The following is a 26,311-nucleotide window of genomic DNA, read 5'->3' on the forward strand; positions in this document are numbered from 1 at the left end:
CTTTTGCCACGGGAAGGCCCCGCGGCGCAAGTCTCAGGGCATCAGGTGCTCGTCGGGCGTCACCGCCGCGATCTCGGGCGACTCGTGGTAATGGGCGATGCGCTTCACCTTGGGCGCGGTGCCGAAGACGAAGGGCGTGCGCGCATGCAGCCGGTCGGGCGACTGGTCGAGGATCGGATGCACGCCATCGGTCGCCTTGCCGCCGGCCTGTTCAATGATGAAGGCGATCGGCGCGCATTCGTAGATATGGCGCAGCCGGCCGCGCTCATAGCCCTTGCGGCTGTCGCCCGGGTACAGGAACACGCCGCCGCGGCGCAGGATGCGGTGCGTTTCGGCGACGAGCGACGCGATCCAGCGCATGTTGAAATTGCGCCCGCGTGGGCCTTCCTCGCCGGCGATCAGGTCGTCGACATAGGCGCGGATCGGCGCCGGCCAGTGCCGCTTGTTCGAGGCGTTGATGGCGAATTCCGAGGTATCCTTGGGGATCGGCGCGAAATCCGGCTGACGCTCGAAGCGGCCGGTGTCGGGATCGAGGATCCAGTGATGCACGCCGTCGCCGAAGGTCGCGACCAGCGCGCATTGCGGCCCGAAGATCATGTAGCCGCCGGCGATCTGCTCGCGCGCCGGGCGCAGGAAGCTTGCCTCGGGCGTCGCGGCCGCCGGGAAGATCGAGAAGATCGTGCCGATCGAGACGTTGACGTCGATGTTCGACGAACCGTCGAGCGGGTCGACGGCGAGCGCCAGCGTGCCCGGGCCGAGGGTCAGGATCTCGTCTTCTTCCTCCGAGGCGTAGAACGCCACGGCCGAGCCCTTGAGCGCCTCCATGTAGGCGGCGTCGGCCATCACGTCGAGCGCCTTCTGGCCATCGCCGCCGGCATTGGTGCCGCGGGCGGCCGACAGGTCCTGTTCGATGCCGTTGCGGGCGATCAGGCGTTGCAGCCGGGCACCGACGATGCTGAGCCGCTGCATCACATCGGCGAGCTCGGGCGCCAGCGCCAGACCGTCGAGATCGAGTGACATGGAATCCTCCTTGCGCGATAGGTCGCGATCGGCTCCTGATTGCACCCGGCGCAGGAAAGATTCAATCGCCAAGGAATTGAAAACACGGCCTTGGCATCGTTTCGCGGGCAGATCTGCCGGGGACCGGCCAAAACTGGCCCGGATGGTGTTCTGAATTTACATAATACCGATTATTGGCTAATTGGGCGCGCCACAAAAACGGCCCCTGCGACAGGCTCAGCCGCGTCTTTGGCGACCGAACAGAACCGCCGCCAGTTCCGACGGCGGGATCGGTTTCGCCATGATCTGCGCCCCCATCGCCGTTGCCCGGCGTTGCAGCGCCTCGCTGCGGTCGGCGGTGACGATCCGCGCCGGCACGTCGCCCAGCCGGGCCCGCAGACCGCTCAGGCAGTCGAGCCCGTCGATCCCGTCGCCAAGCTGGAAGTCGATCAGGCAGATGTCCGGCTCGACCCCGGTCGCATCGATCAGCTCGAGCGCCTCTTCACCGCTCGCCACATCCAGCACCGTCACCCCCCATTTCTCCAAAAGCTGCACCATCGCGCCGGCGAGCGCCGCGTCGTTCTCGACCAGCAGCACGAGCAGATCGCGCGTCTCCATGTCGCGCGCCTCGACGGACACCGCCGCCCCCTCGGGCCGCGGCACCGGGCCCGCCACCGGTTGCAGCCCGACACTGAAGGTCGAGCCGCAGCCCGGTGCCGAGCGCAGGCCGAGCGGATGGCCCAGCACCGCCGCGGCGCGCTCGACGATCGCCAGGCCAAGCCCCATCCCCTCGGAGGCCGAGGCATGGGCGTTCAGCCGGTGGAACTCGCGGAAGATCAGCTCCTGATCCTCCTCGGCGATGCCTGTGCCGCTATCGCGCACCTCGACGCGCAGCATCGTGCCGCGCCGGCGCGTCAGCACCGCGACGCGGCCGTGCTCGGTATAGCGGATCGCGTTCGAGATCAGGTTCTGCAGGATCCGCCGCAGATAGGCCCGGTCGGAGATCACCACGGCCTCGGTCGGCCGGATCACCAGCTCGATCCCCTTCAGCGCGGCGATCGGGGTGAATTCGTCGGCGAGTGCGCGAAACATCGGGCCGAGTGCCACCGGTGCCATGTCGACCGCGACCCGGCCCGATTCCAGGCGCGAGATGTCGAGAAGCGCGCCAAGGATGCCCTCGACCGACAGAAGCGCGTTCTGCGCCTTTTCCAGCGTGCCGCGCGCCGTCGGGCTGATCGCGTCATCGCCAAGCGAGGTCAGATAGAGCTTGGCTGCCGAGAGCGGCTGCAACAGGTCGTGGCTGGCCGCCGCGACGAAGCGCGAGCGCGAGGCATTCGCCCGCTCTGCCCGTTCGAGCGCATCCTCGAGTTCGAGCGTGCGCTCGGCCACCCGGGCCTCGAGCGTCTCGTTCGCGCGCTCGAGCGCGGCGAGGGCGGACCGTTCCGCGGTGACATCGGCGAGCGAGATCACAAAGCCGCCGTCGGGCAGCTCCTGCGCGAAGATCTCGTAGATCTGCCCGCCCTCGTGGCGCACCTCCATCTGGAAATGGTCGCGCCGGCGCGCGCGGCGCACCCAGTCGGCCAGCCGATAGGCGCTGAGCCCGTTCGGGAAGATGAACTGGTTGCGCACCTGTTCGAGCAGCGTGTCGAAATGCATCCCCGCGCGCAGCCGGTTGCGCGGCAGGGTCAGGAAATCGGCCATCTTCCCGTTCCAGCCCAGCAGATGCAGCCGCGCGTCGAAGATGCACACGCCGAGGTTCAGGTGCTCGAGCGTGGCGCGCAAGACCGCCGCCTGATCGTCGAGCATCCGCCCCCGCTCGCGCCGCTCGGCGCGGATCAGGTCGGTCACCTCGGTCTGCAGGATCACCGTGCCGCCGTCCTGGGTGCGGTGTTCCGAGACCTGCACCCAGCGGTCCTCGCCCATTCTCTGGGTCAGGATGAAATGGTGCTGCTCGTGGCGCAGCTGGCGCATCTCGATCCAGGTCTCCGGCGTCATGCCGTCGGCCATGCCCAGGTGGCGCGAGCTGGCGGCGGTGCGCAGATAGTCCGAGAAATGCAGCCCCGGCACCAGCTGGTCGCGGATATCGGGCAAGAGCGCATTGAAGCGCGTGTTGCACATGACGAGGATTTCGTTGCTGTCGAAGAGCGCAAAGCCCTCGTGCAGCGTCTCGACCGCGGCGGCGAGGTTCTGCCGCGTCGTCTCGGTCTCGCGATTGGCATCGGCGAGCCGCGCGTTCGAGGCGTTCAGCAGGTCCAGCGCGCGTTCGAGGTCGCGGGTGCGCTCGCGCACCTGTTCCTCCAGCATCGCGGCGCGCTGGAACTGGGCAAAGCCGGCGCCGCGGTCCTCGGTCATCTCCTCGGCATGGCGGATCAGCGCGCCGGCGATGGTCAGCAGCTTTTCGTTCTGCCGCGCCAGACTGTCGGCCGGATCGACCAGCGAGAGCGCCAGATCGGCGTCCATCCCCTGCCCGCTCATCGCGTCTCTCCGGGCGGGAAGAAGGCAAGGCCGGTCATCGTCTGGTTCACATGCATCGCGCCGATCTGTTCGCCATAGGTCGAGAAGCCGGTGACATGGTGCCGCGCGAGCGTTTCCGAGACCGCCCGCACCCGCTGCCGCGCCGTCGCCTCGATCCGGCGGAAGATGCAGTCGAAGCCGAGGATCGCCGAGGGCGCGCCGTCGCGCGCGAGGGCCGCCAGCTCGCGCTCGAGGTGCTCGGCGATGTCGGTGGGTTCGGCCAGCGTCAGCACCAGCCCCTCGGCGATCGCGGCGAAGAAGATCAGCGCGCCGTCGGGTCCGACCGACTGGATCGCGCGCACATGGTGGCGCCCGCCCGCGCGCACCAGCACCGGGTGCGAGGCGAAGACGAAGGGCGACAGCTGTTCGGGTGCAAGGCCCAGCAGGCGCGCATATTCCTGCGCCGCGGGCTCGTCGTTGATCCGGGTGACGACGCGGCGCGCCGGATCGGCGCCGGTCACCACCATCCGCCGCCCGGTGGGCTGCAGGTGATCGAGCGAGAACGGCTGCACCGCGCAGGACGAGCGCACCAGGCTGAGCACCGCGGCATTGCCAAGCACCCTGCCCCGCGCGCAGATCTCGGTGCGGCGGAAGGCACCGCCATCGCCCGCCGAACCGCCGACGATCGGCACCGCGCCAAGCGCGCCCGACAGCTGGGCGACCAGCCGGTCCTCCTCGCCCGAGAGCCCGTCGACCAGCAGCACCGCGAATTCGTGGATCGCCGCGCCCGCGCGCCGGCCCAGCCCCTGACGGGCGCGCAGCACCTCGCCGATCAGCGCCTTCGGGTCGAGCCGGTCGAGGTTCTCGATCAGCAGCATCTCGACCTCGAAGCCCGCCTGCGGCAGCGCGAAGGCCACCACCTGCCCCTCGTCATAGCCCGCCCCGGTCAGCTCGCCCGCCGTGGTGCAGCCGCAGACAAGGGCGCGCGGAAAGGCCGCCTCGGCTTCAGCGCACAGGGCGCCCAGATCGGCGGCGGGGCTGGCGAACAGGAAGACCTGCGCGAAGGGGCCGGGGCCAAGGCCGCAGGCCAGCCGCGCGATCAGGTTCTCGGCCCCGGCGGGGGCCGAGGCGGACACCGGGCACGGCAATGGCCCCGGCGCACCGTCACGGGCGTTCGGTTTCTCAGGCATGGGCTCCTCCCCGGGCCAGCCTAGCGCGATTGCCAGCTTCCGGGCAATGCCCCGGTGGTCTGCGCCTCGCGTGCCAGAAGCACCGCCTGGGTGCGGCTGTAGACGCCGAGCTTGCGCATGATCGCGGTGACATGGGCCTTGACCGTGGTCTCGGCGATCGAGAGGTCATAGGCGATCTGCTTGTTCATCTTGCCGGCGCAGATCTGCTCGAGGATGTTCGCCTGCTGCCGGGTGAGCGCGCTGAGCCGGCGGATCGCCTCGTCCTGCGGCGTCATCCCGTTGCCCTCGGCGAGCGTCTCGCCGGTGCTTTCGGGCACGAAGGTCTCGCCCCGCGCGATCGCGGCAAAGGCCGCGCGGAAGAGCTCGCGCTTCGAATGCTTGGGCACGAAGCCCGCCGCGCCCGCGAGGATCGCCGAGCGGATCACCCGCGGCTCGTCGACCGAGGAGACGACGACGATCGGCAGATCGGGCGCCGCCGCGCGCAGGCTCATCAGCCCCTCGAGCCCGTTCACGTCGGGCAGGTTGAGGTCGAGCACGATGACATCGGGGCGCGGCCCCTGCCCCTCGATCCGCTCGAGCGCCACCGACAGCCGGTCGGCCTGGGCGATCTCCTCGATCCCCGCCACCGCCTGCAGCGTCATGCCGAGCGCATCGCAGAACAGCGGATGGTCGTCGACGATCAGGGCCGAGCGGAAATCGCCACGATGTTGGGCCGGCGCGGAATGGGTCATCTTGCGATCCTGTGGTCTTCTTTCCCGATCTTGCGGGCTTGTCTTCACCCTAGCAAGCCCCGCCCGCGCGCCATACTGTCCTTTGGTCGGAGCGCCCGGCACCGGAAAGGGCGCGAGGTTTCCCCCGCGCCCCCCAACCAAGGCCACTCGTGACGATCAGTTCGCCGAGGCGAGCTGCTTCGGCAGCTTGAAGGTCCAGACCATGCCGCCCTGGTTCAGGTAGTTCACCTTCTTCGCGACCTCGCCGCCCCAGAGCGGCACCGCGCCACCCCAGCCCGACATGACCGAGACATATTGCTCGCCGTCCTGTTCCCAGGTGATCGGCTGGCCGACGATGCCCGAGCCGGTCTGGAACGACCACAGCTTCTCGCCGGTGTCGGCGTCGAAGGCGATGAATTCACCCTCGGGGGTGCCGGTGAAGACAAGGCCACCCGCGGTCGACATCACGCCACCCCAGAGCGGCGCACCGTTCTTGTATTCCCACTTCACCTCGCCGGTGTTCGGGTCCATCGCCTTCAGCGAGCCGATGTAATCCTCGAACAGCGGCTTGATGGTGAAGCCCGCGCCCAGATAGGCCGCGCCCTTCTTGTAGCTGATCGGTTCGTTCCAGATGTCCATGCCCCATTCGTTCGAGGGCACGTAGAACAGGCCGGTCTTCTGGTTGTAGGCCATCGGCATCCAGTTCTTGCCACCAAGGAACGAGGGCACGGCGAAGACCTGCTGCCCCTTGCCGCCTTCGGCCGCGGCATCGGGGGCGCCGGGGCGGTTTTCCTCGTTGTAGATCGGCCGGCCGTTCTCATCGATGCCCTTGGCCCAGTTGATTTCCTTGACGAAGGGATGGGCCGAGACGAACTTGCCGTCCGCGCGGTTCAGAACATAGAAGAAGCCGTTGCGGTCGGCAGTGGCGTAGCGCTTGTTGCCGTCCTTGTCGACGAAGCCCACGACCTCGTTCACGCCGTCGAAGTCCCAGCCCTCGCGCGGCGTGGTCTGGAAGTGCCACTTGATCTCGCCGGTCTTCGGGTCGATGCCGACGCGGCTGGCGGCATAGAGGTTGTCGCCCTTGTTGCCCTCGACCGGCGTGCCGGCGTTGCGCAGGTGGCTGTTCCAGGGCGCCGGGTTGCCCGCACCGAAGATCAGCGTGTCGGTGTCGGCGTCATAGGAGCCGCCCAGCCAGGTCGCGCCGCCGCCGGTCTTCCACATGTCGCCCGGCCAGGTCGCGTTGAGCGTGCCCGTCATGGTGCTTTCCTTGCCCATGTAGGTGCCCATGTTGCCTTCGATCATCGGCCGGGTCCAGACCAGCTCGCCGGTCTCGGCATCGCGCGCCTGCACTTCGCCGACGATGCCGAATTCACCGCCCGAGTTGCCGGTGACGACGAGCCCGTTCACGATCAGCGGCGCCGCGGTGTAGGAGTATCCCTCCTTGTAATCGGCGATCTTCTTGTTCCACTTGACCTTGCCGGTCTTCAGGTCGAGCGCGAGGATGCGCGCGTCGAGCGTGCCGAAATAGATGTTGTCGCCGAAGATCGCCGCGCCGCGGTTGATGACGTCGCAGCAGGGCAGGATGCCCTCGGGCAGGCGGGCGTCATATTGCCAGACTTCCTTGCCGGTCTTCAGGTCGATCGCATACATGCGCGAATACGAGCCGGTGATGTACATCATCCCGTCGTAGACGAGCGGCTGGCTTTCCTGGCCGCGCTGCTTCTCGCCCCCCAGCGAGAACGCCCAGGCCGGCACCAGGTTCTTGACGTTGTCCTTGTTCAGGATCTCGAGCGGGCTGTAGCGCTGCAGGTTGCGCCCCATCCCGTTGGTCAGCACGTTCTCGGTGCTTTCTTGATCCTTCAGCAGGTCCTCCTCGGTCACGCCGGCCATGGCCGCCGTGCCGAGACAGGTGATGGCCAGCACCGTGGCCAGAACAAAACGGTTCATCGCAGTCGTCCTCCCGATCTCCCGATCACTCCCTGCCCGCCGGCCGGGCACTGCGCACCGGGAGCGGACTCGGGTTCAAGTATCGGTGAGCGGCGCGAGAGGTATATTGTCCATTGGTCTTACGACCCCCGGACGGGGGGCGGCAGATGCAAAAGGGGGCGCGCGCGGAGATTCCGCGCACGCCCCTGAGGCCAGGAAATATCCCTTATTTCTTGAGGCTTGCGAGATAGGTGACGATGAAGTCCTGCACCGTCGGATCCTCGATGCCGACATGGCGCATCTTGGTCCCCGGCACGAACTTGTCGTTCGCCTCCATCCAGGCCCGCAGGGCGCCGGGCGTCCAGACAAAGCCCGCCTTCTGCAGCGCCTCGGAATAGGGATAGCCCGGGAAGGTGCCGGCGCGGCGGCCGACCACACCGTCAAGCAGCGGGCCATAGCTCTTCTTGTCGGCATCGACCGAGTGGCAGCGATGGCAGGTGCTGTCGAAATAGGCCTTGCCGGCGGCGATCTTCACCGCGTCGGTGGTGTCGGCCGCCGTGGCGGCGCCGCCAAGGGCCGCGAGGCACAGCGCCGCTGCGGCGCCGAAGGCTTTGGGGAACATGCGCTTTCTCCTGTGTCTGAGCTGGGGGAAGGTTAGGTCGGGGACGCCACCTCCGGGCTTGATGCAGGTCAAACCCGTCATGCGACTTTGGTCGCGGTTCTCACGACAGCGGCGCATATTTCCAGTTGTCCGCGTCGGGGGTCACCTCGTCGAGGTCATAGTCTGCGCCCTGCAGCCGGCGCGCCACCGGCAGCCCCGCCTCGGCGGCGCGGTCGACCATCGCCCTGCCCCGCGCCTCGTCGCGCGCCACACCGCGCCCGCGCATCAGGTCGAGCCCGAAGTTGAAGGCGCCGACCGGGTCGCCCGCCTCGGCCGCCTGCCGGTCCCATTCGGCCGCCGCCTGCGGATCGAGCGGCCCGCCAAGCCCGTTGTCGTCAAGCTGGCTCATCCAGGTCATCGCCCCGGTCCAGCCATCCGCGGCGCAGCGCTCGAACAGGCCGCGCGCCTCGACATGGCGGCCCGACTTGGTGATGAAATAGCCCGTCGCGCAATTCGTCATCGAGGTCTCGCCGCGGCCGACGTCGCGCAGCACCCGCTCGATCGTCAGCTCCTCGGGGTTCAGATCGCCCCCGGGTTCCTCGGCGAAGCCCGGCAGCGCCAGCGCCGAGGTGATCGCTGCAAGCATCCATGTCTTCATCGCGAGTCCTCCTGCCTCCAGCCTAGCGCGCGCGGGTCCGCGCCCGACCTAGACATTGGTCGTATTGCGGGGGCGCGACCGGCCCGCCCACCTTGGCCGGAGGGAGGACGTCATGAAACGGATGCTGGCAGGAGTGCTGGCCGGCGGGCTTGCGGGCGCGACCGGGGCGCAGGCAGAGATGCTGCGGATCGACTGGCTCGAGCGGCAGGTCGTGCCGCCGCCGGTGCTGTCGAACATGCAGGCCGAGCCCGCGACGCTTGGCCTTGATGGTGCGCGGCTGTCGCTGGCCGACATTGCCACGACCGGCAAGTTCACCGGGCAGGAGTATCGGCTGGTCGAGACCGTGGTGCCGCCCGAGGCGGACTTCCTGCCCGCGGCCAGGGCGGCGCTGGCCGACGGTGCGCGGGTTCTCGTCGTGCGCGCGCCCGCGGCCGATCTGCTGGCGCTGGCCGATCTGCCCGAGGCGCGGGGCGCGCTGATCTTCAACACCGATGCGCCGGATGAGGCGCTGCGCGGCACCGATTGCCGGGCGAATGTGCTGCACACCCTGCCCTCCTATGCGATGCGCACCGATGCGCTGGCGCAGTTCATCGTGACGAAGCGCTGGACGCATCTGGCGATGATCGAGGGCACGCTGCCCGAGGACCGCGCCTATGCCGCGGCGCTGCGGGCATCTTTGACGAAATTCGGCCTGTCGCTCGCCGCCGAGAAGACCTGGGATTTCGACGCCAACATGCGCCGCGCCGCCGCCGCCGAGGTGCCGCTTTTCACCCAGGACCTGCCCGAGCATGACCTGCTGCTGGTGGCGGACGAGCCCGGCGATTTCGCCCGCTATGTCGCCTATAACACCTGGCTGCCGCGCCCGCTGGCGGGCTCCGAGGGGGCAAAGCCCGTCGGCTGGGCCGGCGTGGTCGAACAGAACGGCGCCGCGCAGCTGCAAAACCGCTTTCGCGACCTGGCCGGACGCGAGATGAGTGCCGACGACTATGCCGCCTGGGTCGCCATTGCCGCAATCGGTGAGGCCGCGACGCGCACCAAGGCCACCGATGCCGCCACGCTGCGCGGCTACCTCCTTTCCGACAAGGCCCGCATCGGCGGCTTTCTCGGCCGCCCGCTCGGCTTTCGCGACTGGGATGGCCAGCTGCGCCAGCCGATCCCGATCGTCACAGAGCGCGCCGTGGTGGCGCAGGCGCCGTTCGAGGGCTTCCTGCACGCCACGAACGAGCTCGACACCCTCGGCCCCGACCGGCCCGAAACCCAATGCACTGCCTTCGGAGGCGCGAAATGATCCGGACCCTGTTGCTGACCACCCTGCTCGCCTCGCCGGCCCTCGCTGACGAGATCTGGGTGACGAACGAGATGGACGACACGCTGAGCGTGATCGACGTCGACACGCTGGCGGTGACCGCGACCTATCCCATCGGCGAACGCCCCCGCGGCGTCACCTTTTCAAAGGATTTCAAATACCTCTACGTCTGCGCCTCGGACAGCAATGCGGTGCAGGTGATCGACCCCGACACCGGCACCGTGCTGCACGATCTGCCCTCGGGCGACGATCCCGAACAGTTCGTCCTCGCCCCCGATGACCGGCTTCTCTACATCGCGAACGAGAATGACGCGGTGACGACGGTGGTCGACACCCAGACCCGCAAGGTGGTGGCGCAGATCGACGTCGGCGTCGAGCCCGAGGGCATGGGCATCTCGCCCGATGGCAAGGTCCAGGTGACGACCTCGGAAACCACCAACATGGCCCATTGGATCGACACGCAAACCCACAAGATCATTGCGAATTCTCTGGTCGACTCGCGCCCCCGACACGCCGAGTTCAGCCCCGACGGATCCGAGCTTTGGGTGAGTTCGGAAATCGGCGGCACGGTTGCGGTGTTCGATGCCGCGACGCAGGTCGAGAAAGGCAAGATCTCCTTCGCGATCAAGGGGGTGCGGGCCGAAAAGATCCAGCCGGTGGGGATGCTCTTCTCGCCCGATGCGACGAAGGTTTTTGTTGCCCTCGGCCCGGCGAACCACATCGCCGTGGTCGATGCGAAGACGCTGACGGTCGAGCGCTACATCCTCGTCGGCCGCCGCGTCTGGCACATGGCGTTCTCGCCCGATCAGACCAGGCTCTTCACCACCAACGGCGTTTCGGGTGACGTGACGGTGATCGACGTGGCAAGCCTCGAGCCCGTCGCGACGATCAAGGTCGGCCGCTTCCCCTGGGGCGCTGCCGCGCGCCAGACTCCCTGACGAAGAAAGGTATTTCAATGCGTTCCATTGCTTTCCTGATGTGCTTTCTGAGCCTGATGCTCGCCCATCCTGCGCTTGCCGAGGACGATGACGACGATGCCGCGCCGCCGGCGGGCCTGCTCGCTGGCCCGAACAAGTCCGAGCTGCCCGAGGTGATCCTCTCGGTGGGCGAGCCGCTCGGCGGCCCCTGGGCGCTCAAGTCGGGCCATTACTACGAGGTGAAGATCACCGCCGATGGCTCTGGCGAGATTGGCCTTTCCGGTGCCGATTTCTTCCGCGCGATCTGGGTCGACGAGGTCGTCATCAAGGGGCTGGAGGTCCGCCCGATGGGCCTGCATTCAATCGAGTTCGACCGCGCCGGCACGATGGAGATCGGCTTCGTCGCGGTGAAGCCCGGGCATTACAGCCTGGCCATTCCCGGCTCCTCCGGCGCCGAGCAGCGGCTGGAGATCACCATTGACTGAAGCGTTGCGCGTCGCCGGGCTGAGCCACGACTGGGGCCGCAAGCCGGCGCTGCGCGACGTGTCCTTCGCCGTGCCCGAGGGGCGGTTCTGTGCGCTCCTCGGCCCCAATGGCGCGGGCAAGTCGACGCTGATGGCGGTGCTGACCGGGCTGATCCGACCGGCCCCCGGCGTCGTCAGCGTGGGCGGCCACGACCTTGGCCGCAGCCCGCGTGCGGCGCTGGCCCGGATCGGTGTGGTCTATCAGGCGCCGACCTATGACCTCGACCGCTCCGTCTTCGCAAATCTCAAGTATTTCGCGGCCTTGCAGGGGCTTTCCGGAGCGGAGGCGCGGGAACGGATCGCCACCTCGCTGGCCCGGCTGGGGATGGAGGAGCGCGCCGGCGAGAAGGTCGCGGCACTGAACGGCGGGCATCGGCGGCGGATGGAGATCGCCCGCGCGCTGATCCATGCGCCGCGGCTCCTGCTGCTTGACGAGCCGACCGTGGGCCTCGACGCCCCGGCCCGCGCCGCGATCACCGCCCATGTCCATGCGCTGACCGCCGAGGGGATCTCGGTGCTCTGGGCGACGCATCTGGTGGACGAGCTGCACCCGGACGATGACCTTGTGCTCTTGCATCAGGGCCGCGTTGCCGCTGCCGGCCGGGTCGATGCCGTCACCGGCGCGACCCCCTTGGCCGAGTGGTTCCTCGCCCGGACCGGAGCCGCCGCATGAAGGCCCTGATCGCCGCCCGCGCCATCATTACCCGCGAGCTTGCCCGATTCGTCACGCAGCGCGAGCGTTTCTTCGCCGCGCTGGTGCGGCCACTGGTCTGGCTTTTTGTCTTCGCCGCGGGGTTCCGGGCGGCACTCGGTCTGTCGATCATCCCGCCATACAAGACCTATATCAGCTATGAAACCTACATCGTTCCAGGGCTTTGCGGGATGATCTTGCTGTTTTCCGGGATGCAGAGCTCGCTCTCGCTGGTGAACGATCGCGAAAGCGGCACGATGCGGCTGATGCTGACGGCACCCTGGCCGCGCTGGTTCCTGCTCGGCGCGAAATTGCTGGCCGGGGCCATGGTCGGGCTGCTGCAGGTGGCGGTTTTCCTTGGGATCGCATGGTTTTATGGCCTGAAGTTCAGCGCCGTTGGATACCTTGCCGCGCTGCCCGCGCTGGCGCTGGCCGGGATCATGCTGGGCGCGCTCGGGCTGTTCCTCTCGGCCCGTATCCGCCAGCTTGAAAACTTCGCCGGGGTGATGAATTTCGTGATCTTCCCGATGTTCTTCCTGTCAACCGCGCTCTACCCGCTGTGGAAGATGCAGGAGAGTTCACCTCTCCTTGCAACCCTTTGTGAAATCAACCCTTTCACCCATGCGGTCGAGCTTGTGCGCTTTGCGCTCTACGGTCAGCTGAACCTTGCCGCGCTTGGCTGGACGGTGCTGGCCTTCGCCCTCTTCTTCGGGCTGGCGCTCCTGGGTTACGAGCCCGCCCGCACCCGCTCGCGCTGATCCTCGATCAGCCGCGCCGGCCGGCCGTCCAGCCGCGCGCGGCGGGTGGCAAGCGTCGCAAGTTCGTGCTCGGCATGCGACGCCAAAACCACGGCCGGCCGGGTCTCGGCGATCAGCGCGGCGGTGAGGGCAAGCAGATCCTCGATCCGCTCGGCATCGAGCGAGGCGAAGGGCTCGTCGAGGATCAGGAGTTCGGGGCGCCCGACGAAGGCGCGTGCAATCCCCACCCGCCGTGCCTGACCGAGTGAAAGCTGTCCGGGCCAGCGCCGCTCCAGCCCAGCAAGGCCGACGCGGGCGAGCATCTCGGCGGCCTCGGCTGTCGTGGCGCCGGTCGGGATCGTGACATTGTCGATCACCCGTCGCCAGGGCATCAGCGTCGGGCTCTGGAACACCATGGCGCGGCGGCCCGGCGCCTCGAGCCCCCCCTCGAAGCGGCGGTCGATGCCCGCGAGGATGCGCAGCAGCGTGCTTTTGCCGGCCCCCGAGGGGCCCGAGATGCCCAGCACCTCGCCCGGCTCGACGCGCAGCCGCATCGGGCCGAGCACCTGGGTCGCACCGAAACTTTTCGCGGTCAGATCGAGGGCGATCATTGCGTCCTCCATCTTGCGGCGCGCGCCGCGAGCGGCGCGATCAGCAGCGCCTCGAGCGCCAGCATGACCGCGACGAAGGCCAGAGCATTCGCCAGAACCCCTGTGATATCAAACACCTGGAAGTCGAGGTGAAGGCGGAACCCGATGCCGTCCGAGCGTCCCAGGAACTCGACCACCAGCACGATCTTCCAGATCAGCGCCAGCCCCGCGCGCGCCGCCGACACCAGATGCGGCACCAGTTGCGGCAGGACGATGTGGCGCAGCCGTGCAAGCCACCCCATCCGGTAGACCTGTGCCATCGCGGCCAGGTCCGCGTCGAGCACCCGCACCCCCTCGCGCAGCATCAGCGTGACGAGCGGCACCTTGTTCAGCGCCACCGCGGCGATCGCCGCGCTCTCGTTCAGCCCGATCCAGAGGTAGCACAGCACGATGGTGACCAGCGCCGGGATGGTGTTGAAGACGGTGAGCCACGGATCGAGCCAGCGGTCGAGCCGCGGCATCAGGCCAAGGACGATTCCCGCCGCCGTCCCCGCCGCCATGGCGAGCACAAAGCTCAGCCCGACGCGGCGCAACGTGGCGGCCAGATCGGGCAGGATCGCCCCCGAGACGATCCCCTGCCAGAGCGCCGGCAGCACCTGCTGTGGCCCGGGCGCGCGCAGCGGATCGGCGAGAAGCGCCGACAGCCCGGCCCAGAGCAGCACCAGCACGGCCAGCGAGGCCAGCACGCGGAACAGGCCGCGCAGCGAGGGCGGTTTCGGCACCTCGCTGCGCGCCGTCCGGGCCAGCCCTGTGCGTGCGACGCTGCTCATCGGCTCAGTCCGGCAGGAACACGCCGGGCGGCAGCGCCGTCGCCGGGCCCACAAGATCGGCCCCGCCCAGCACCGCCATCAGCGCGAACATCTTCGCCGCCGCCGCCTCGTCGACCGGGCCCGGTGCCGGAATGCCGGCACGATAGCCCGCGACCAGCGCCGCATATTGCGCGTCGTCCTGCGCCTTCATCAGCGGCCGCAGCCGGTCGAAGGCGGTGTCATCCGTGGCAAGCCGCGCCTTCGCCGCGCGCGAGGCCTGCGCCAGCGCCGCAACCAGCGCGGGCTTTTCCTCGACCAGCTTTCCCGAGACGACATAGCCGAGCAGCGGCGTTTCGGGATCAAGGCCAAGCGCCTGCGCCGCCTCGGCAACCGAGATCAGCTGCCGCATCCCCGCGGCCTGCATCTTGGCGTTGAAATGCCAGAAGTTGATCGCCGCATCGACCTCGCCCGAAAGCCCGGCCTGCAGGATCAAGGGCGGCGCGCCAAAGACCTGCTCGGTCTCCTTCGCCAGATCGAAGCCGCCCGCCTGCAGTGCCCAGGCCCGCAGCACGAGCCAGCTCTTGTCCAGCGGCCCGCCCGCGATGCCGATCTTTTTCCCTTTCAGATCGGTCACTTCCTGGACGGAGCTGTCAGCGCGCACGAACATGCCGCCGACCGCCTTCGAATAGGGCAGGAAGCGGTAATCCTGTCCCGTCGCCCGCATCCGCGCGACCCAGAACCAGTCCGTCACGATCGCATCGGCCGTACCGCCCTGCAGCGCCACCTGCGCCGCCGGATTGCCCGCGACCGGCATCACCGCAAGGGTGAACCCCGCCGCCCGGTCGAGCCCGTAATGGCGGATGGTGTCGAGCTCCCAATTGACCGTGCCGCCCTCGAGCGCGGCCACCGTCAGCACCGGCAGATCCTGAGCCTGGGCGGCGCCAAGGCCAAGGCCAAGCGCCAGCACCGCAAAAACGCGGCCAATCCGATGAAACATCCTGTCCTCCCCGCCCGCGCAAGGGTGCGGGCCCTCCGTCACCCACCCTAGGGGGCGGGCCGTGCGGGGCCTATTAGACCAATGGCCAATACGCCGCCCCACCCGGATCAGGCAGACTCGCCGCAGATCCCGACGAAGGTCGAATGGCAGCGATGCCGCAACGCAGCTTATGTCGGGAAACACGAGGATCGAGAGGGAGGGAGACATGCTCGATGTCCGCACCCGCCGCCTGCTGGCGGCACTGACGATGGCCGGGCTGATCGCCCCCGTCCAGCTTTGGGCGCATGGCGATGTGGCACCGCAGCCGGTGAACACCGACGCCCTGCCCGAGGTGGGCGAAGACTGGCTGACCGAGAACCCCTATCGCGCCGACAAGGCCGGCGAGGAGGTCTGGGCCAAGGCCGTGCAGATCGGCGATTCCGGCTTCAACCAGAACTGTGCGCGCTGCCACGGTCTGGGCGCCGTGTCGGGCGGTCTGGCCCCCGACCTGCGCTATCTCGAGGCGAACGAGAGCGGCGACGAGTGGTTTGTCGAGCGTTTCCAGCACGGCTTCACCCAGAACGGCACCACCAAGATGCCGGCCTTCGGTGAGGTTCTGGGGCAGAAGGCCGGCTGGGCGATCCGCACCTATATCGAGACCCGTCCCGAGGACGGCGCGCTTGATGCCCATTCGGCGCGGCTTCATGCGATCCGCGACGAGCTGATGAAGGGCGAAGGCGACGAGGCGGCGATCAAGGCCGAGCTGAGCGAGATCGCCTCGCAGGTCGCCACCGCTTCGGGGGCGCCGGTGGCCGACAGCGCGGTCAGCCGCGCCGCCGCCGCCCTCACCTCGGATCCGGCAAGCTTCAAGCACGCCGCCGAGGTGCTGACCATCGGCCTCTCCGCGGCGGAGTGAGCCATGGCCCGTCTCACGCGGCGGGGGCTGGTTCTTGCGGCGGTGCTGGGCGGGCTGGGTCTTGTGCCCGGCCTTGCCCATGCCGCCTGCAAGGGTGTCGCCCCGGATCAGAAGCCGCAAAACACCTTTGCGCAGGATATCGGCCGCTCGCTTGACCAGATCCGCGAGGACGGCTGGATGGAATTCGCGCTCTACGACGATTTCCGCCCCTGGTCCTGGTCGGAGGATGGCACGCCGCGCGGCATCGACGTCGACTTGGCCAATCTGATCGCCGCCGATCTCGGGGTGAAGGCGCGCATCCGTCTGGTGACCTCGAGCGAGACGCTTGATGCCGATCTGCTGAACTATGTCTACAAGGGCGCGACGGTCGGCGGCCGGGTTTCCGACGTCATGCTGCACGTGCCCTATGACGTTGAATATGCGTGCCGTTTCGATCAGGTGGTGTTCACCGGCCAATACGCGGTCGAGCGGCTGGCGATCGCCTATGGCACGGCGGATTACCCCGAGAAGGGCCCGGTGCCGGCGGTGTTCCGCTTCGATCCGGTCGGGGTCGAGAATGACTCGATCTCGGATTTCTTCCTGACCTCGGTGGCGCATGGGGCGACGGCCGACAAGGTGCACCGCTACAAGAGCACGGCGGCCGCGATGGCAGGGCTTTCGGCGCATGAGGTGATGGCGGTGATGGGCCCGCGCGCGGAACTCGATGCGAACCTTGCACCGGGGCTCGCGGTGCATGAGCCGCCGCTTCTGGGGCTAGCGAAGTCGAAATGGACGCTCGGCGCGGCGATCTCGCTGCAGCATCGGCCGCTTGCCTATGCGGTCGACGATGCGGTGGCCTCGGCGCTGGAAGACGGCCGGATTGCCGCGATCTTCGCCGGATATGGCGTCGATTTCCGCCCGCCGGAGCGCTGAGACGGGGTTTCAACCCTGTCTCGCAACCCTCAGATCACGCTCAGGTTTCCATCGAAATCGATCAGTGTCACCGCGCCGAGCCCTAGCTCGGCGCGGGCCTTTTCGATGGCGCGTGCGTCCATCAGCACGAAAGCGGTCGAGGCGGCATCGCAGAGCATGGCACTTTCGCCCTCGACGCTGACGGTGGACCAGTGCGGCGCCTCGCCCCGCGGCCCGAGGATATGGCTGCCGCCCGGCAGGGGCAGCGCCGCGGGGCTCGAGGTCGCCATCGCCCGCGGTCCGCCCGAACCGATCTCGCGCGTTCCGAGCATCCCTGCCGCCGGGTCTTCGATGCCCAGCCGATAGGGGCCGCCAAGTGCCGCATACTCGCCCATGTCGATCAGGCAATCGGTCAGCCCGGCCTTCGCCAGCAGCGCGGCGATGCGGTCGGCGGCATGGCCCTGAACGATGCCGTTGAGGGTCAGCCCCTGCCCTGTTCCAAGCCGAATTTCAGACGCGATTTCAATGCGGTCAAACCCGATGCTGGCACGTTCTGCGCGGCCGTCTTCGCCCCGCGCCAGCGCCTGCCAAAGCGGCTGAACCGTGGGGTCGAAGGTGCCGCCGGTCGCCGCATGGACCCGGGCGGCACAGGCCAGAACCGTACGCATCCGGTCCGATCCCGGCCCGTGGCCCGCGGCGTTGAGGCGCGTGAGCTCGCTGTCGCGGTAGAGCGAAAAACTCGCCTCGATGGCCGCGATTTCGGCCAGCACCGTGGCCATCGGCGCCTCGCCCGCAAGCTTCAGGGAGACATCTGCGCCGAAGGCTTCTCCTCGCCATTCGCTCGCCGTGGCCGGTTGGCCGGCCAGCGCCGCCCCGGCGCAGATCTGCAGGAACCGCCGTCGCTTCATGTCGCCCTCCGGTTACGCCGCGCGGCCAGGACAAGCGGCACGCAGGTGGCCGGATCGTCATGGATCTTTACGCAGTCAAGGCATTGGAAACACTCGGAATAGCGGATCTCTCCGGTCTTCGCGATGGCGCCGTAGCGACAGCGCACGCGGCACAGCTGGCACGGCGTGCCGCATTCCGCCCGCCGCGGGATCCAGCGCCGCAGCCGCAAGAGCCCGCCCACCCGCATCGCCGCGCCGAGCGGGCACAGCGAGCGGCAGAAGCCCTTGAACCAGACCATCGAGACGGCAAGCCAGCCGCCCGCCCACAGCACATAGGGCCAGGGCCGGTCGAAATGCACGGTGATCGCGGTCTTGAAGGGCTCGACCTCGGCGGCGGTCTCGGCGTGCTCGGGCGCCGCGATCGCAACGGCGATCAGCGCAGTGAGCGCCACGGGGCCGGTCCAGAGCAGCGCACGCGCCAGGCTGGCCGGCGGTTCCACCTGAGGAAGGCGGAGCAAGCGCCCGAGATGATGCGCAAATTCCTGCAGCGCGCCAAAGGGGCACAGCCAGCCGCAGAAGAAGCCGCGGCCCCAGAGCAGAAAGCCGAGGATCGCCGCGGCCCAGACCAGCAGGCCGAAGGGATCGTAGAGCAGCACCTCGAGCCCGCCCGCCGTCATGCCGCGGATAACCGCAAGGAGCGTCACCACGGACAGCTGCCCCTGCCCCCAGAATCCAATGAATCCAATGACGAAGGCCAGGATGCTCAGGCGCACCGGGGTGAAGGCGCGCAGCCCCGCCAGACGCGACTGCGCCAGCAGCACCGCGATCAGCACGGTGAGAAAACCGGCGAGAACCTTCAGATCCGTTGCCCGGTTGCGCAACGCCTCGCCAAAGGGCGAAAGCTGCTTCGGGGCTTCGGGCCGGACGAAGAAGCGCTCGGGCGTCTGCAGCGCCACGGTGAAATGCGTCGTGCCCACCTCGGGTTGGAACTGACCGTGCAGTCGCACCGCCTGCAGCGACAGCTGCCACTCCCGCGTCGGATCGAAGCCCAGACGGCGGTCTAGGCGGACGATCATTTTCGTTGCATCGCCAAGATCTTGCGGAACGTCCTTCGCAAGATCCGGCAAGATGTCGGCATCGCGCAGCGCCAGCGGCAATCCGTCCTGCGTGGCCGAGATCCGGTCCGGCGCGGTGTTGCGCACGAAATCTTCGGACACCAGCCCGTGCCGCCCGGCCTCGATCAGCAGATAGAGCTCGTCGTCGGGCGCACGGGCGGCAAAACGCTGCACCTCGGCCAAGGTCCCGGGCGCCAGCACCGCGCGCGCGATCGACGGTGGGCCAAGGTCGACGGCATAGAGGTCGATGAAGGGGGCGTCCGGATCGCCGCCCGCACCGTCACCGGCCCAGAGGGTGCCGGCGAACGCCGCATCAAGCTGTCCTTCCGTGACCACAAGACGGGTTACAAGGCCCTGATTTAGAATATCTTTCCAGTCGAGTGCCTCATCCAGTTCCGGGTCCGGCCGCGGCGGCGGTCCGGCCGAGATGCCCTGCATCTTCTCGCGCGCGACGGCAAGCGTGGCCGCCAGGATCGATTCATGCGCGATCCGGACCGAGGCAGTCGCCTTCGTCACCCCGTCGAGATAGACATTGTCCGAGGCCGCCGCGCCCGAGCCATAGGGCGTGCCCACCACCAGCGGCTCGCTGATCGCGTGGCCGCGATACTGTTCGAGAAAGGCGCGGAACGGGGCCTCGCCCAGCCCCGAAACGAAGATCGGCTCGTTTTGCGAGACCAGCCGAACGTCGATGAAACGCCCCTCGCGATCGAGCATCACCAGCATGTCGATGGGCTGGCCCGAAAATCCCGGAAGCGGCGCCAAAGGCCCGGTTTCAAACACATATCCGGCCTCGCCGCCACCCGAGTTCAGCAGCGTCCAGACGCCCTTGTCATTGACCGGCGCGCCAAGCGCATAGGGCGCGACGATCATCGGCTCGAGCGCGTCACGCGTCAGCGGCGCCGCAAGCAGCGGTGTGGCGAGCAAGAACCATATGAAAAACGCGCGGATCATGGCGTCAGCCTATCCGCGCGTCGGGGTTTGACTATTCGACCTAAGTCTCAGGAGATGACGTTCGGCCCCGGCCGGCCGGTGCGGGCCTTGATGCCGACGATCTCCTCGGTCGCCGCGATGATCGGGGCCAGCGCCGCCTGCGGGTCCTCGCTCAGGCCCTCGGGGCCGGCAACGTAGCGCTCGAGATAGACGCGCAGCGTCGCCCCCTCGGTGCCGGTGCCAGAGAGCCGCAACACCACGCGCGAGCCGCCCTCGAAGAGGATGCGGAAGCCCTGATGCGCCGAGACCGAGCCATCGACCGGGTCGGTGTAGCAGAATTCATCTGCACTTTCGACCACAAGTCCTTGCAATGCCGTGCCTTTCAGGCCGTCGAGCCGGGCGCGCAGCGCGTCGAGCATGGCATTTGCGACCTCGGTCGGCAGGGCCTCGTAATCGTGGCGGGAATAGTAGTTCCGGCCATAGCGGGCGAAATGCTCGGCCATGATCTCGGCCACCGACTGACCGCGCACGGCGATGATGTTGAGCCACATCAGGATCGCCCAGAGCCCGTCCTTCTCGCGCACGTGGTCGGAACCGGTGCCAAAGCTTTCCTCGCCGCACAGGCTGACGCGGCCAGCATCCATCAGGTTGCCGAAGAACTTCCAGCCCGTCGGCGTCTCGTAGCAGTCGAGGCCAAGGGCCTGCGCCACCCGGTCGACCGCGGTCGAGGTTGGCATCGAGCGCGCCACCCCCTTCAGCCCGTCGGCATAGCCGGGCACCAGCGTCGCATTCGCCGCGATCACCGCAAGGCTGTCCGAGGGCGAGACATAGATGCCGCGGCCGAGGATCATGTTGCGGTCGCCGTCGCCATCCGAGGCCGCGCCGAAATCGGGCGCCGCGGAGCCCATCAGCTCGTCCATCAGCTCATGCGCCCAGGTCGGGTTCGGGTCGGGGTGCATGCCGCCGAAATCGGGCAGCGGCGTGCCATGCACCACGGTGCCCGGCGCAGCGCCCAGCCGGTTTTCGAAGATCTCTGTCGCATAGGGGCCGGTGATGGCGCACATCGAATCCATGCGCATCGTGAAGCCGCCATGAAAAAGACCGCGCAATGCCTTGAAATCGAAAAGAGTTTCCATGAGGTCGGCATAGGCCGCCACGGGGTCGACGACCTCGACCACCATCGCGCCCATCGGCTGCTCGCCGGGCCGCGACAGGTCGGCGTCCGCCACGTCGAGCTTGCGATATTCGGTGATCGTCCTGGTGCGCGCGAAGATCGCGTCGGTCACCGCCTCGGGGGCCGGACCGCCGTTCGCACTGTTGTATTTCACCCCGAAATCCTCGTTCGGGCCGCCGGGGTTATGGCTTGCCGACAGGATCAGCCCGCCATCCGCCTTGCGCGCACGGATCATGTTCGAGGCGGCCGGCGTCGAGAGCCAGGCGCCCTGCCCGACGATCACCCGCGCGGCGCCGTTCGCGGCCGCCATCTTCAGGATCGTCTGCGCCGCCTCGGCCCCGAAATAGCGGCCGTCACCGCCGAGGACGAGGGTCTTGCCCTCCACGCCGCCGATCGCGTCGAAGGTCGACTGCACGAAATTCTCGAGGAAATTCGGCTGCATGAAGACCGGGGTCTTCTTGCGCAGGCCCGAGGTGCCGGGCTTTTGCCCCTCGAAGGGCGTGGTGGAATGGGTCGTCATGGGTGCTCCTCTTGAGCCGTGGGCCGGGCGAACAGTTGAACAGATTGGGCGGCGACGCAAGTCACTGCGGCGGGATGAGCGGCTTCGGGCGCATCGGGTCTGGCGGTGTCGAGAAGGCACGTCCAGCGACCGGGCGGCAGCACCGCTTCGGTCGCCTCGCCGGCGTTGCAGATGACGAAGACGGCCTCGCCCGCCGCCTCGCCCTCATAGCCCTCGGCCGCGCCGCGGATCTCGGCGCACAGGCAGCGCTCCTGCGCATCGAGCCAGTCGCGCTGCGAGGGTTCGATGCCGTCCGGGCGCCACCAGATCAGGTCGCGCATGCCGTCCTGGGCGCGCAGCTTGGCGTGCAGGAAGCGGCGCTGGCGCAGCACCGGATGGGCGCGGCGGATCGCGGTGAGCCGGCCGACAAAAGCCGCAAGTGCCATGTCGGCGCCTTTCCAGTCGATCCAGCCGATCGGGTTGTCCTGCGCATAGGCGTTGTTGTTGCCGCCCTGGCTGTTGCCGATCTCGTCGCCGCCCAGCAGCATCGGCACGCCTTGCGAGATCATCAGCGTGGCGAGCAGCGCGCGCTTGCGCGCAAGCTGCGCCTCGGGGTCGGCGAGCGCCTGCGAATAGTTCTCGTTATGGCCGTCCCGGTTTGCTTCCCCATTCGCCTCGTTGTGCTTTTCGTTAAAGGCAACAAGGTCTTGCAGGGTGAAGCCATCATGGGCCGTGAGGAAGTTCAGGCTTGCCGTCGCGGGCCGTCCGGCGTGGTCGAAAACCTCGGCCGAGCCCGAGATGCGGCGTGCAAGCTCCGGCATCTGCCCGGCATCGCCGCGCCAGAACCGCCGCAGCCCGTCGCGGAAACGGTCGTTCCATTCCGAGAACGGATGCGGGAAACCGCCCAGCCGATAGCCGCCCGGGCCGATGTCCCAGGGCTCGGCGATCAGCTTCACGCCGCACAGCACCGGGTCCTGGCGCAGCGCAGAGAGGAAGGCGGCATCGCTGTTGAACCCGCCCGTCGCGTCGCGGGCAAGCGTCGCGGCGAGGTCGAAGCGGAAGCCGTCGACGCCCATCTCCTCGACCCAGTGGCGCAGGCAATCCATCACCATGCGCAGCACGAAGGGATGCGAGAGGTTCAACGTATTACCGGTGCCGGTGTCGTTGACATAGGCGCGCCCGCCCTCGGCCAGCCGGTAGAAGGCGGCGTTGTCGACGCCGCGCAGGCTGAGCGTCGGGCCGGCGCCGTCGCCCTCGCAGGTGTGGTTGAAGACGACGTCGAGGATCACCTCGATCCCCGCTGCGTGCAGTGCGCGCACCATGGCGCGGAAATCCTCGCGCGTGCCATAGCGCGGCTCGGGAGCGAAGAAGGCCGCAGGCTGATAGCCCCAGTAGTTGCGCAAGCCCTTCTCGACGAGGAAGCGGTCGTCGATGAAGGCGCAGACCGGCAGGAGCTCGATCGCGGTGACGCCGAGCGCGCGCAGATGGGCAATCACCGGCTCCGTCGCCACACCGCGGAAGGTGCCGCGCAGCGCGGGCGGCACATCGGGGTGCCGCATCGTCAGCCCCTTCACATGGGCTTCGTAGATCACCGTTTCCGTCCAATGGGTTGCCGGACGGTTCCAAAGCGGTTTCTCGACCGTGCAGACGCGCGTGCGCGGCATCACCGGCGCACTGTCGCGCCGGTCCGGGCGCATCGGCCCGCCGCCGCCCTGCATCAGCGGGTCCCACCGCAGCGGCGCCGTCAGCTCACGCGCATAGGGGTCGATCAGCAGCTTGGCGGGGTTGTAGCGGTGCCCCATCTCGGGCGCCCAGGGGCCCGAGATGCGATAGCCGTATTCCGCACCGGTCTCGAGCCCCGGCACGAAGCCGTGCCAGATCTCGCCCGAGCGTTCGGGCAGCTCGATCCGCTCCTCGATCCCGCCGCGGAACAGACACAGCTCGACCTTCTCGGCATGGGCCGCGAAGATCGAGAAATTCACCCCGCCTGCAGCCGGGGTTGCCCCCGGTCGGCAGGGATCTCCGGCGAGGATCATGACGGCTGCACGAGACTGTCGAACAGGGCGGCATAGGCGGCGGCCGAACGGTCCCAGCCCCAGTCGGCCTTCATTGCGCGCCGCACCATCGCATTCCATCCCTTGCTGTCCTGGTAGAGGGACACGAGTTTACGCAAGGCCTGCTGCAGCGCAAGGGCGTCGACGGGATGGAAGACGATGCCGGTTGCGGCATTGGCCGCCTCGGTCGCCGGGGTGGCGCCGATCACGGTGTCAAAGAGCCCCCCCACGGCCGAAACCACCGGCACGCAGCCATAGCGCAGCCCGTAGAGCTGGGTCAGGCCGCAGGGCTCGAAGCGCGAGGGCACCAGCACCGCGTCGCCGCCGGCGAACATGCGGTGGCTCAGCACCTCGTCATAGCCGATGCGCACGCCGACCCGGTCGGGATAACGCTCGGCGATGGCACGCATCTCCTGCTCGGCCCAGCCGTCGCCAGAGCCCAGCACGCACAGACCGCCGCCCAGCCGGACGAAATCGTCGATCACCCGCGGCAGCAGGTCGATGCCCTTTTGCGGCGTCAGCCGCGACACCAGCACGGCAAGCGGACCGGGAAGATCCGGGTCGAGGCCGAATTCCGCGAGCAGGGCCGCGCGGTTGCGCCCCTTCGCGGCCAGCCGCGGCACCGAGAACGGCACCACCGCGGGATCGGTCGCCGGGTCCCAGACGGTCTGGTCGATGCCGTTCAGGATGCCATGCATGGCCGTCGCCCGCGCCTGGATCACGCCGTCGAGGCCAAGACCGAACTCGCCGCGCATCAGCTCCTCGGCATAGCGCGGGCTGACGGTGGTGATCGCGCTCGCGGCCATCATCCCCGCCTTGAGCATCGAGATGTCGCCCCAGAACTCGTAGCCGTCGGGGTGGAACCATTCATGCGGCAGGCGCAGCGCGCCCATCTTCGCGGTGCTGACGCGGCCCTGGAAGGCGATGTTATGGATCGTCAGCACGCTCGGCACATCGACGCCCCAATAGCGCAGATAGGCCGGCGCCAGCGCGCCCTGCCAGTCATGGGCATGCACGATCTCGGGCTTCCAGCCCTCGACCCCGTCGCGCGCGATCACCGCCGCGGCCCAGCCAAGCGCGGCGAAGCGTTCGGCATTGTCCCAGTAGTCGCCATGGGCATCGGAATAGGGTCCGCCCGCCCGATCGAAGAGATGCGGTGCGTCAAGCGCCATCACCTCGACCCCGTCGACGGTGCCCAGATAGACCTCGCCCAGACCGCCGAAGAAATCCTCCTCGGCCCAGACCATGTCCCTGCGGCCGATGCGCGTCATCACCGCCGGATAGCCCGGCACCAGCAGACGGGTGTGCCAGCCCTGCCCGGCCAGCGCCGCCGGCAGCGCGCCCACCACGTCGGCAAGCCCGCCGGTCTTGACCAGCGGAACCGCTTCCGATGCCACAGAAAGAACCCGTTTCATGCGTCTCCCTTTCGCCGTGTTCGGGATGGCGCGGCGGCCCTAAGGTCGCCGCCGGTGTTACTCGAGCGTGGCCGCCCGGCGATCCAGCATCGCCTGGGTGATCAGCACGACCCCGCCCTCGGTGACGCGGAACCATTTCGCGTCCTCTTCCGGATCCTCGCCGACGATCAGGCCCTCGGGGATCTGCACGCCGCGATCGATGACGCAGCGGCTGAGCTCGGCCTTGCGGCCGATGTCGGCATAGGGCAGCGCCACGACGTGATCGAGGCTCGACCAGCTGTGCGCGCGGCAGCCGGTGAAGAGCAGCGAGTTGCGCACCTCGGACCCCGAGACGATGCAGTCACCCGAGACCAGCGAGCTGACCGCCGAGCCGCGCCGGCCGTCTTCGTCATGGATGAACTTCGCCGGCGGCACCAGCTCGGCATAGGTCCAGATCGGCCAGGCGTTGTCGTAGAGATCGAGCTTCGGGGTGAATTCGGTGAGGTCGATATTCGCCTGCCAGAACGCATCGACGGTGCCGACGTCGCGCCAGTAGGGTTCGGTCTCGAGCCCGGTCTTGACGCAGCTTTCCGAGAAGCGATGCGCCATCGCCTTGCCGTTCTTCACGATCTGCGGGATCAGGTCGTGGCCGAAATCGTGGCTCGAATTCGGGTCCTCGCTGTCGCGGATCAGCAGGTCACGCAGGAACGCCCAGTCGAAGACATAGATCCCCATCGAGGCCAGCGTGTGCGTGGGGTCGCCCGGCATGCCCGGCGGATCCTTCGGCTTTTCGAGAAAGTCCGTCACCCGGCCGCTGGCATCGACCGCCATGCAGCCAAACGCCGAGGCCTCGACGCGCGGCACGGTCAGACAGCCGATGGTCACATCGGCGCCGGTCTCGACATGCTGGCGCAGCATGATCTCGTAATCCATCTTGTAGACGTGGTCGCCCGCCAGGATCACGACATACTTGACCTTGTAATCCTCGATGATGTCGATGTTCTGCGCCACCGCATCGGCGGTGCCCATGTACCACTTGCTTTCGCTCACCCGCTGCGAGGCGGGCAGGATGTCGAGGTATTCGTTGCGTTCGGCACGGAAGAAGTTCCAGCCGCGCTGCATGTGGCGAATGAGGCTGTGCGCCTTGTATTGCGTGGCGATCGCCATCTTGCGGATGCCCGAGTTCAGCGCATTCGACAGCGCAAAGTCGATGATCCGGGTCTTGCCGCCGAAATAGACGGCGGGCTTGGCGCGGCGGTCGGTCAGTTCCTTCAGGCGCGAGCCGCGGCCACCGGCCAGGATGAAGGCCATCGCCTGCGACGAGAGCCGCTGGTTGGGTTGCGTGTTCATTTTCCCCCTCCTT

General features: G+C 68.1%; 23 protein-coding genes. 7 read left to right on the forward strand and 16 right to left on the reverse strand.

All coding sequences use genetic code 11. The features are described from left to right. Window positions 1-33: 33 nt before the first annotated feature. The 7 genes from DYS74_RS06970 to DYS74_RS07000 form a co-directional block, all read right to left on the reverse strand. Entirely contained in the window at window positions 34-1,020 is a 987-nt protein-coding gene (locus DYS74_RS06970; protein ID WP_121532241.1) for a class 1 fructose-bisphosphatase, read from the reverse strand. Window positions 1,021-1,236: 216 nt separating this feature from the next. Further along, on the reverse strand, window positions 1,237-3,474 hold the full coding sequence (locus tag DYS74_RS06975) for a hybrid sensor histidine kinase/response regulator (RefSeq protein ID WP_245965220.1): 2,238 nt from the start codon (window positions 3,472-3,474) through the stop codon (window positions 1,237-1,239). After that, the gene (locus DYS74_RS06980) at window positions 3,471-4,643 is read right to left on the reverse strand and encodes an FIST N-terminal domain-containing protein (protein ID WP_121532243.1); all 1,173 of its coding nucleotides are present in this window, start codon (window positions 4,641-4,643) and stop codon (window positions 3,471-3,473) included. Before DYS74_RS06980 ends, DYS74_RS06975 begins: the two co-directional genes overlap by 4 nt. A 20-nt stretch (window positions 4,644-4,663) precedes the next feature. Continuing rightward, complete coding sequence (locus DYS74_RS06985) at window positions 4,664-5,374, reverse strand: response regulator (RefSeq protein ID WP_121532244.1); 711 nt, start codon at window positions 5,372-5,374, stop codon at window positions 4,664-4,666. A gap of 156 nt (window positions 5,375-5,530) precedes the next feature. Further along, window positions 5,531-7,300, reverse strand: a complete 1,770-nt coding sequence (locus tag DYS74_RS06990) for a PQQ-dependent methanol/ethanol family dehydrogenase (protein WP_121532246.1) — start codon at window positions 7,298-7,300, stop codon at window positions 5,531-5,533. Window positions 7,301-7,505: 205 nt separating this feature from the next. Beyond that, on the reverse strand, window positions 7,506-7,901 hold the full coding sequence (locus DYS74_RS06995) for a c-type cytochrome (RefSeq protein WP_121532248.1): 396 nt from the start codon (window positions 7,899-7,901) through the stop codon (window positions 7,506-7,508). A 100-nt stretch (window positions 7,902-8,001) separates the two neighbouring features. Then, a complete protein-coding gene (locus DYS74_RS07000; protein WP_121532250.1) occupies window positions 8,002-8,538 on the reverse strand; it encodes a tetratricopeptide repeat protein in 537 nt (178 codons plus the stop codon). 112 nt (window positions 8,539-8,650) lie between these two features. Here DYS74_RS07000 and DYS74_RS07005 point away from each other — a divergent pair, with 112 nt between their 5' ends. From DYS74_RS07005 to DYS74_RS07025, 5 genes are read left to right on the forward strand one after another with little or no spacing between them, the layout of a single operon-like run. Continuing rightward, window positions 8,651-9,826: an ABC transporter substrate-binding protein gene (locus DYS74_RS07005; protein WP_121532252.1), complete on the forward strand. Its 1,176-nt coding sequence runs from the start codon at window positions 8,651-8,653 to the stop codon at window positions 9,824-9,826. Next, window positions 9,823-10,782, forward strand: coding sequence for a YVTN family beta-propeller repeat protein (locus DYS74_RS07010; protein WP_121532254.1), 960 nt, complete (start codon window positions 9,823-9,825; stop codon window positions 10,780-10,782). Before DYS74_RS07005 ends, DYS74_RS07010 begins: the two co-directional genes overlap by 4 nt. A gap of 17 nt (window positions 10,783-10,799) precedes the next feature. After that, window positions 10,800-11,246, forward strand: coding sequence for a hypothetical protein (locus DYS74_RS07015; RefSeq protein ID WP_121532256.1), 447 nt, complete (start codon window positions 10,800-10,802; stop codon window positions 11,244-11,246). Further along, window positions 11,239-11,958 carry an ABC transporter ATP-binding protein gene (locus tag DYS74_RS07020; protein WP_121532258.1) on the forward strand — a complete coding sequence of 240 codons (720 nt, stop codon included), beginning with the start codon at window positions 11,239-11,241 and terminating at the stop codon, window positions 11,956-11,958. The genes DYS74_RS07015 and DYS74_RS07020 overlap by 8 nt, the downstream gene beginning before the upstream one ends. Next, the gene (locus tag DYS74_RS07025) at window positions 11,955-12,734 is read left to right on the forward strand and encodes an ABC transporter permease (RefSeq protein ID WP_121532260.1); all 780 of its coding nucleotides are present in this window, start codon (window positions 11,955-11,957) and stop codon (window positions 12,732-12,734) included. The genes DYS74_RS07020 and DYS74_RS07025 overlap by 4 nt, the downstream gene beginning before the upstream one ends. Here the strand turns inward: DYS74_RS07025 and DYS74_RS07030 are convergent. From DYS74_RS07030 to DYS74_RS07040, 3 genes are read right to left on the reverse strand one after another with little or no spacing between them, the layout of a single operon-like run. Further along, window positions 12,704-13,324 (reverse strand): ATP-binding cassette domain-containing protein, encoded by a 621-nt coding sequence (locus DYS74_RS07030; protein ID WP_121532262.1) that lies wholly within the window; start codon window positions 13,322-13,324, stop codon window positions 12,704-12,706. The genes DYS74_RS07025 and DYS74_RS07030 overlap by 31 nt on opposite strands. After that, complete coding sequence (locus tag DYS74_RS07035) at window positions 13,321-14,133, reverse strand: ABC transporter permease (RefSeq protein ID WP_121532264.1); 813 nt, start codon at window positions 14,131-14,133, stop codon at window positions 13,321-13,323. Before DYS74_RS07035 ends, DYS74_RS07030 begins: the two co-directional genes overlap by 4 nt. 4 nt (window positions 14,134-14,137) lie before the next feature. After that, a complete protein-coding gene (locus DYS74_RS07040; protein ID WP_121532266.1) occupies window positions 14,138-15,109 on the reverse strand; it encodes an ABC transporter substrate-binding protein in 972 nt (323 codons plus the stop codon). Between the two features lie 205 nt (window positions 15,110-15,314). On the opposite strand from DYS74_RS07040, the gene pedF reads away from it, so the two are divergent. Beyond that, window positions 15,315-16,004 carry a cytochrome c-550 PedF gene (gene pedF / locus DYS74_RS07045; RefSeq protein ID WP_121532268.1) on the forward strand — a complete coding sequence of 230 codons (690 nt, stop codon included), beginning with the start codon at window positions 15,315-15,317 and terminating at the stop codon, window positions 16,002-16,004. Between the two features lie 3 nt (window positions 16,005-16,007). Next, window positions 16,008-16,916, forward strand: a complete 909-nt coding sequence (locus DYS74_RS07050; RefSeq protein ID WP_121532270.1) for a substrate-binding periplasmic protein — start codon at window positions 16,008-16,010, stop codon at window positions 16,914-16,916. A gap of 29 nt (window positions 16,917-16,945) precedes the next feature. Here DYS74_RS07050 and DYS74_RS07055 read toward each other — a convergent pair whose 3' ends face one another. From DYS74_RS07055 to glgC, 6 genes are read right to left on the reverse strand one after another with little or no spacing between them, the layout of a single operon-like run. Next, entirely contained in the window at window positions 16,946-17,803 is an 858-nt protein-coding gene (locus tag DYS74_RS07055) for an FAD:protein FMN transferase (protein ID WP_121532272.1), read from the reverse strand. Beyond that, the gene (locus DYS74_RS07060) at window positions 17,800-19,848 is read right to left on the reverse strand and encodes a 4Fe-4S binding protein (protein ID WP_121532274.1); all 2,049 of its coding nucleotides are present in this window, start codon (window positions 19,846-19,848) and stop codon (window positions 17,800-17,802) included. Before DYS74_RS07060 ends, DYS74_RS07055 begins: the two co-directional genes overlap by 4 nt. Window positions 19,849-19,895: 47 nt before the next feature. Further along, window positions 19,896-21,521: an alpha-D-glucose phosphate-specific phosphoglucomutase gene (locus DYS74_RS07065; RefSeq protein WP_121532276.1), complete on the reverse strand. Its 1,626-nt coding sequence runs from the start codon at window positions 21,519-21,521 to the stop codon at window positions 19,896-19,898. After that, on the reverse strand, window positions 21,518-23,536 hold the full coding sequence (gene glgX, locus DYS74_RS07070; protein WP_121532278.1) for a glycogen debranching protein GlgX: 2,019 nt from the start codon (window positions 23,534-23,536) through the stop codon (window positions 21,518-21,520). Before glgX ends, DYS74_RS07065 begins: the two co-directional genes overlap by 4 nt. Beyond that, a complete protein-coding gene (gene glgA / locus DYS74_RS07075; protein ID WP_121532280.1) occupies window positions 23,533-24,969 on the reverse strand; it encodes a glycogen synthase GlgA in 1,437 nt (478 codons plus the stop codon). The genes glgX and glgA overlap by 4 nt, the downstream gene beginning before the upstream one ends. Window positions 24,970-25,026: 57 nt before the next feature. Further along, on the reverse strand, window positions 25,027-26,298 hold the full coding sequence (gene glgC / locus DYS74_RS07080; RefSeq protein WP_121532282.1) for a glucose-1-phosphate adenylyltransferase: 1,272 nt from the start codon (window positions 26,296-26,298) through the stop codon (window positions 25,027-25,029). Window positions 26,299-26,311: the final 13 nt, after the last annotated feature.

It is taken from the genome of Paenirhodobacter hankyongi (assembly GCF_003664585.1).
Taxonomy (GTDB): domain Bacteria; phylum Pseudomonadota; class Alphaproteobacteria; order Rhodobacterales; family Rhodobacteraceae; genus Rhodobacter; species Rhodobacter hankyongi.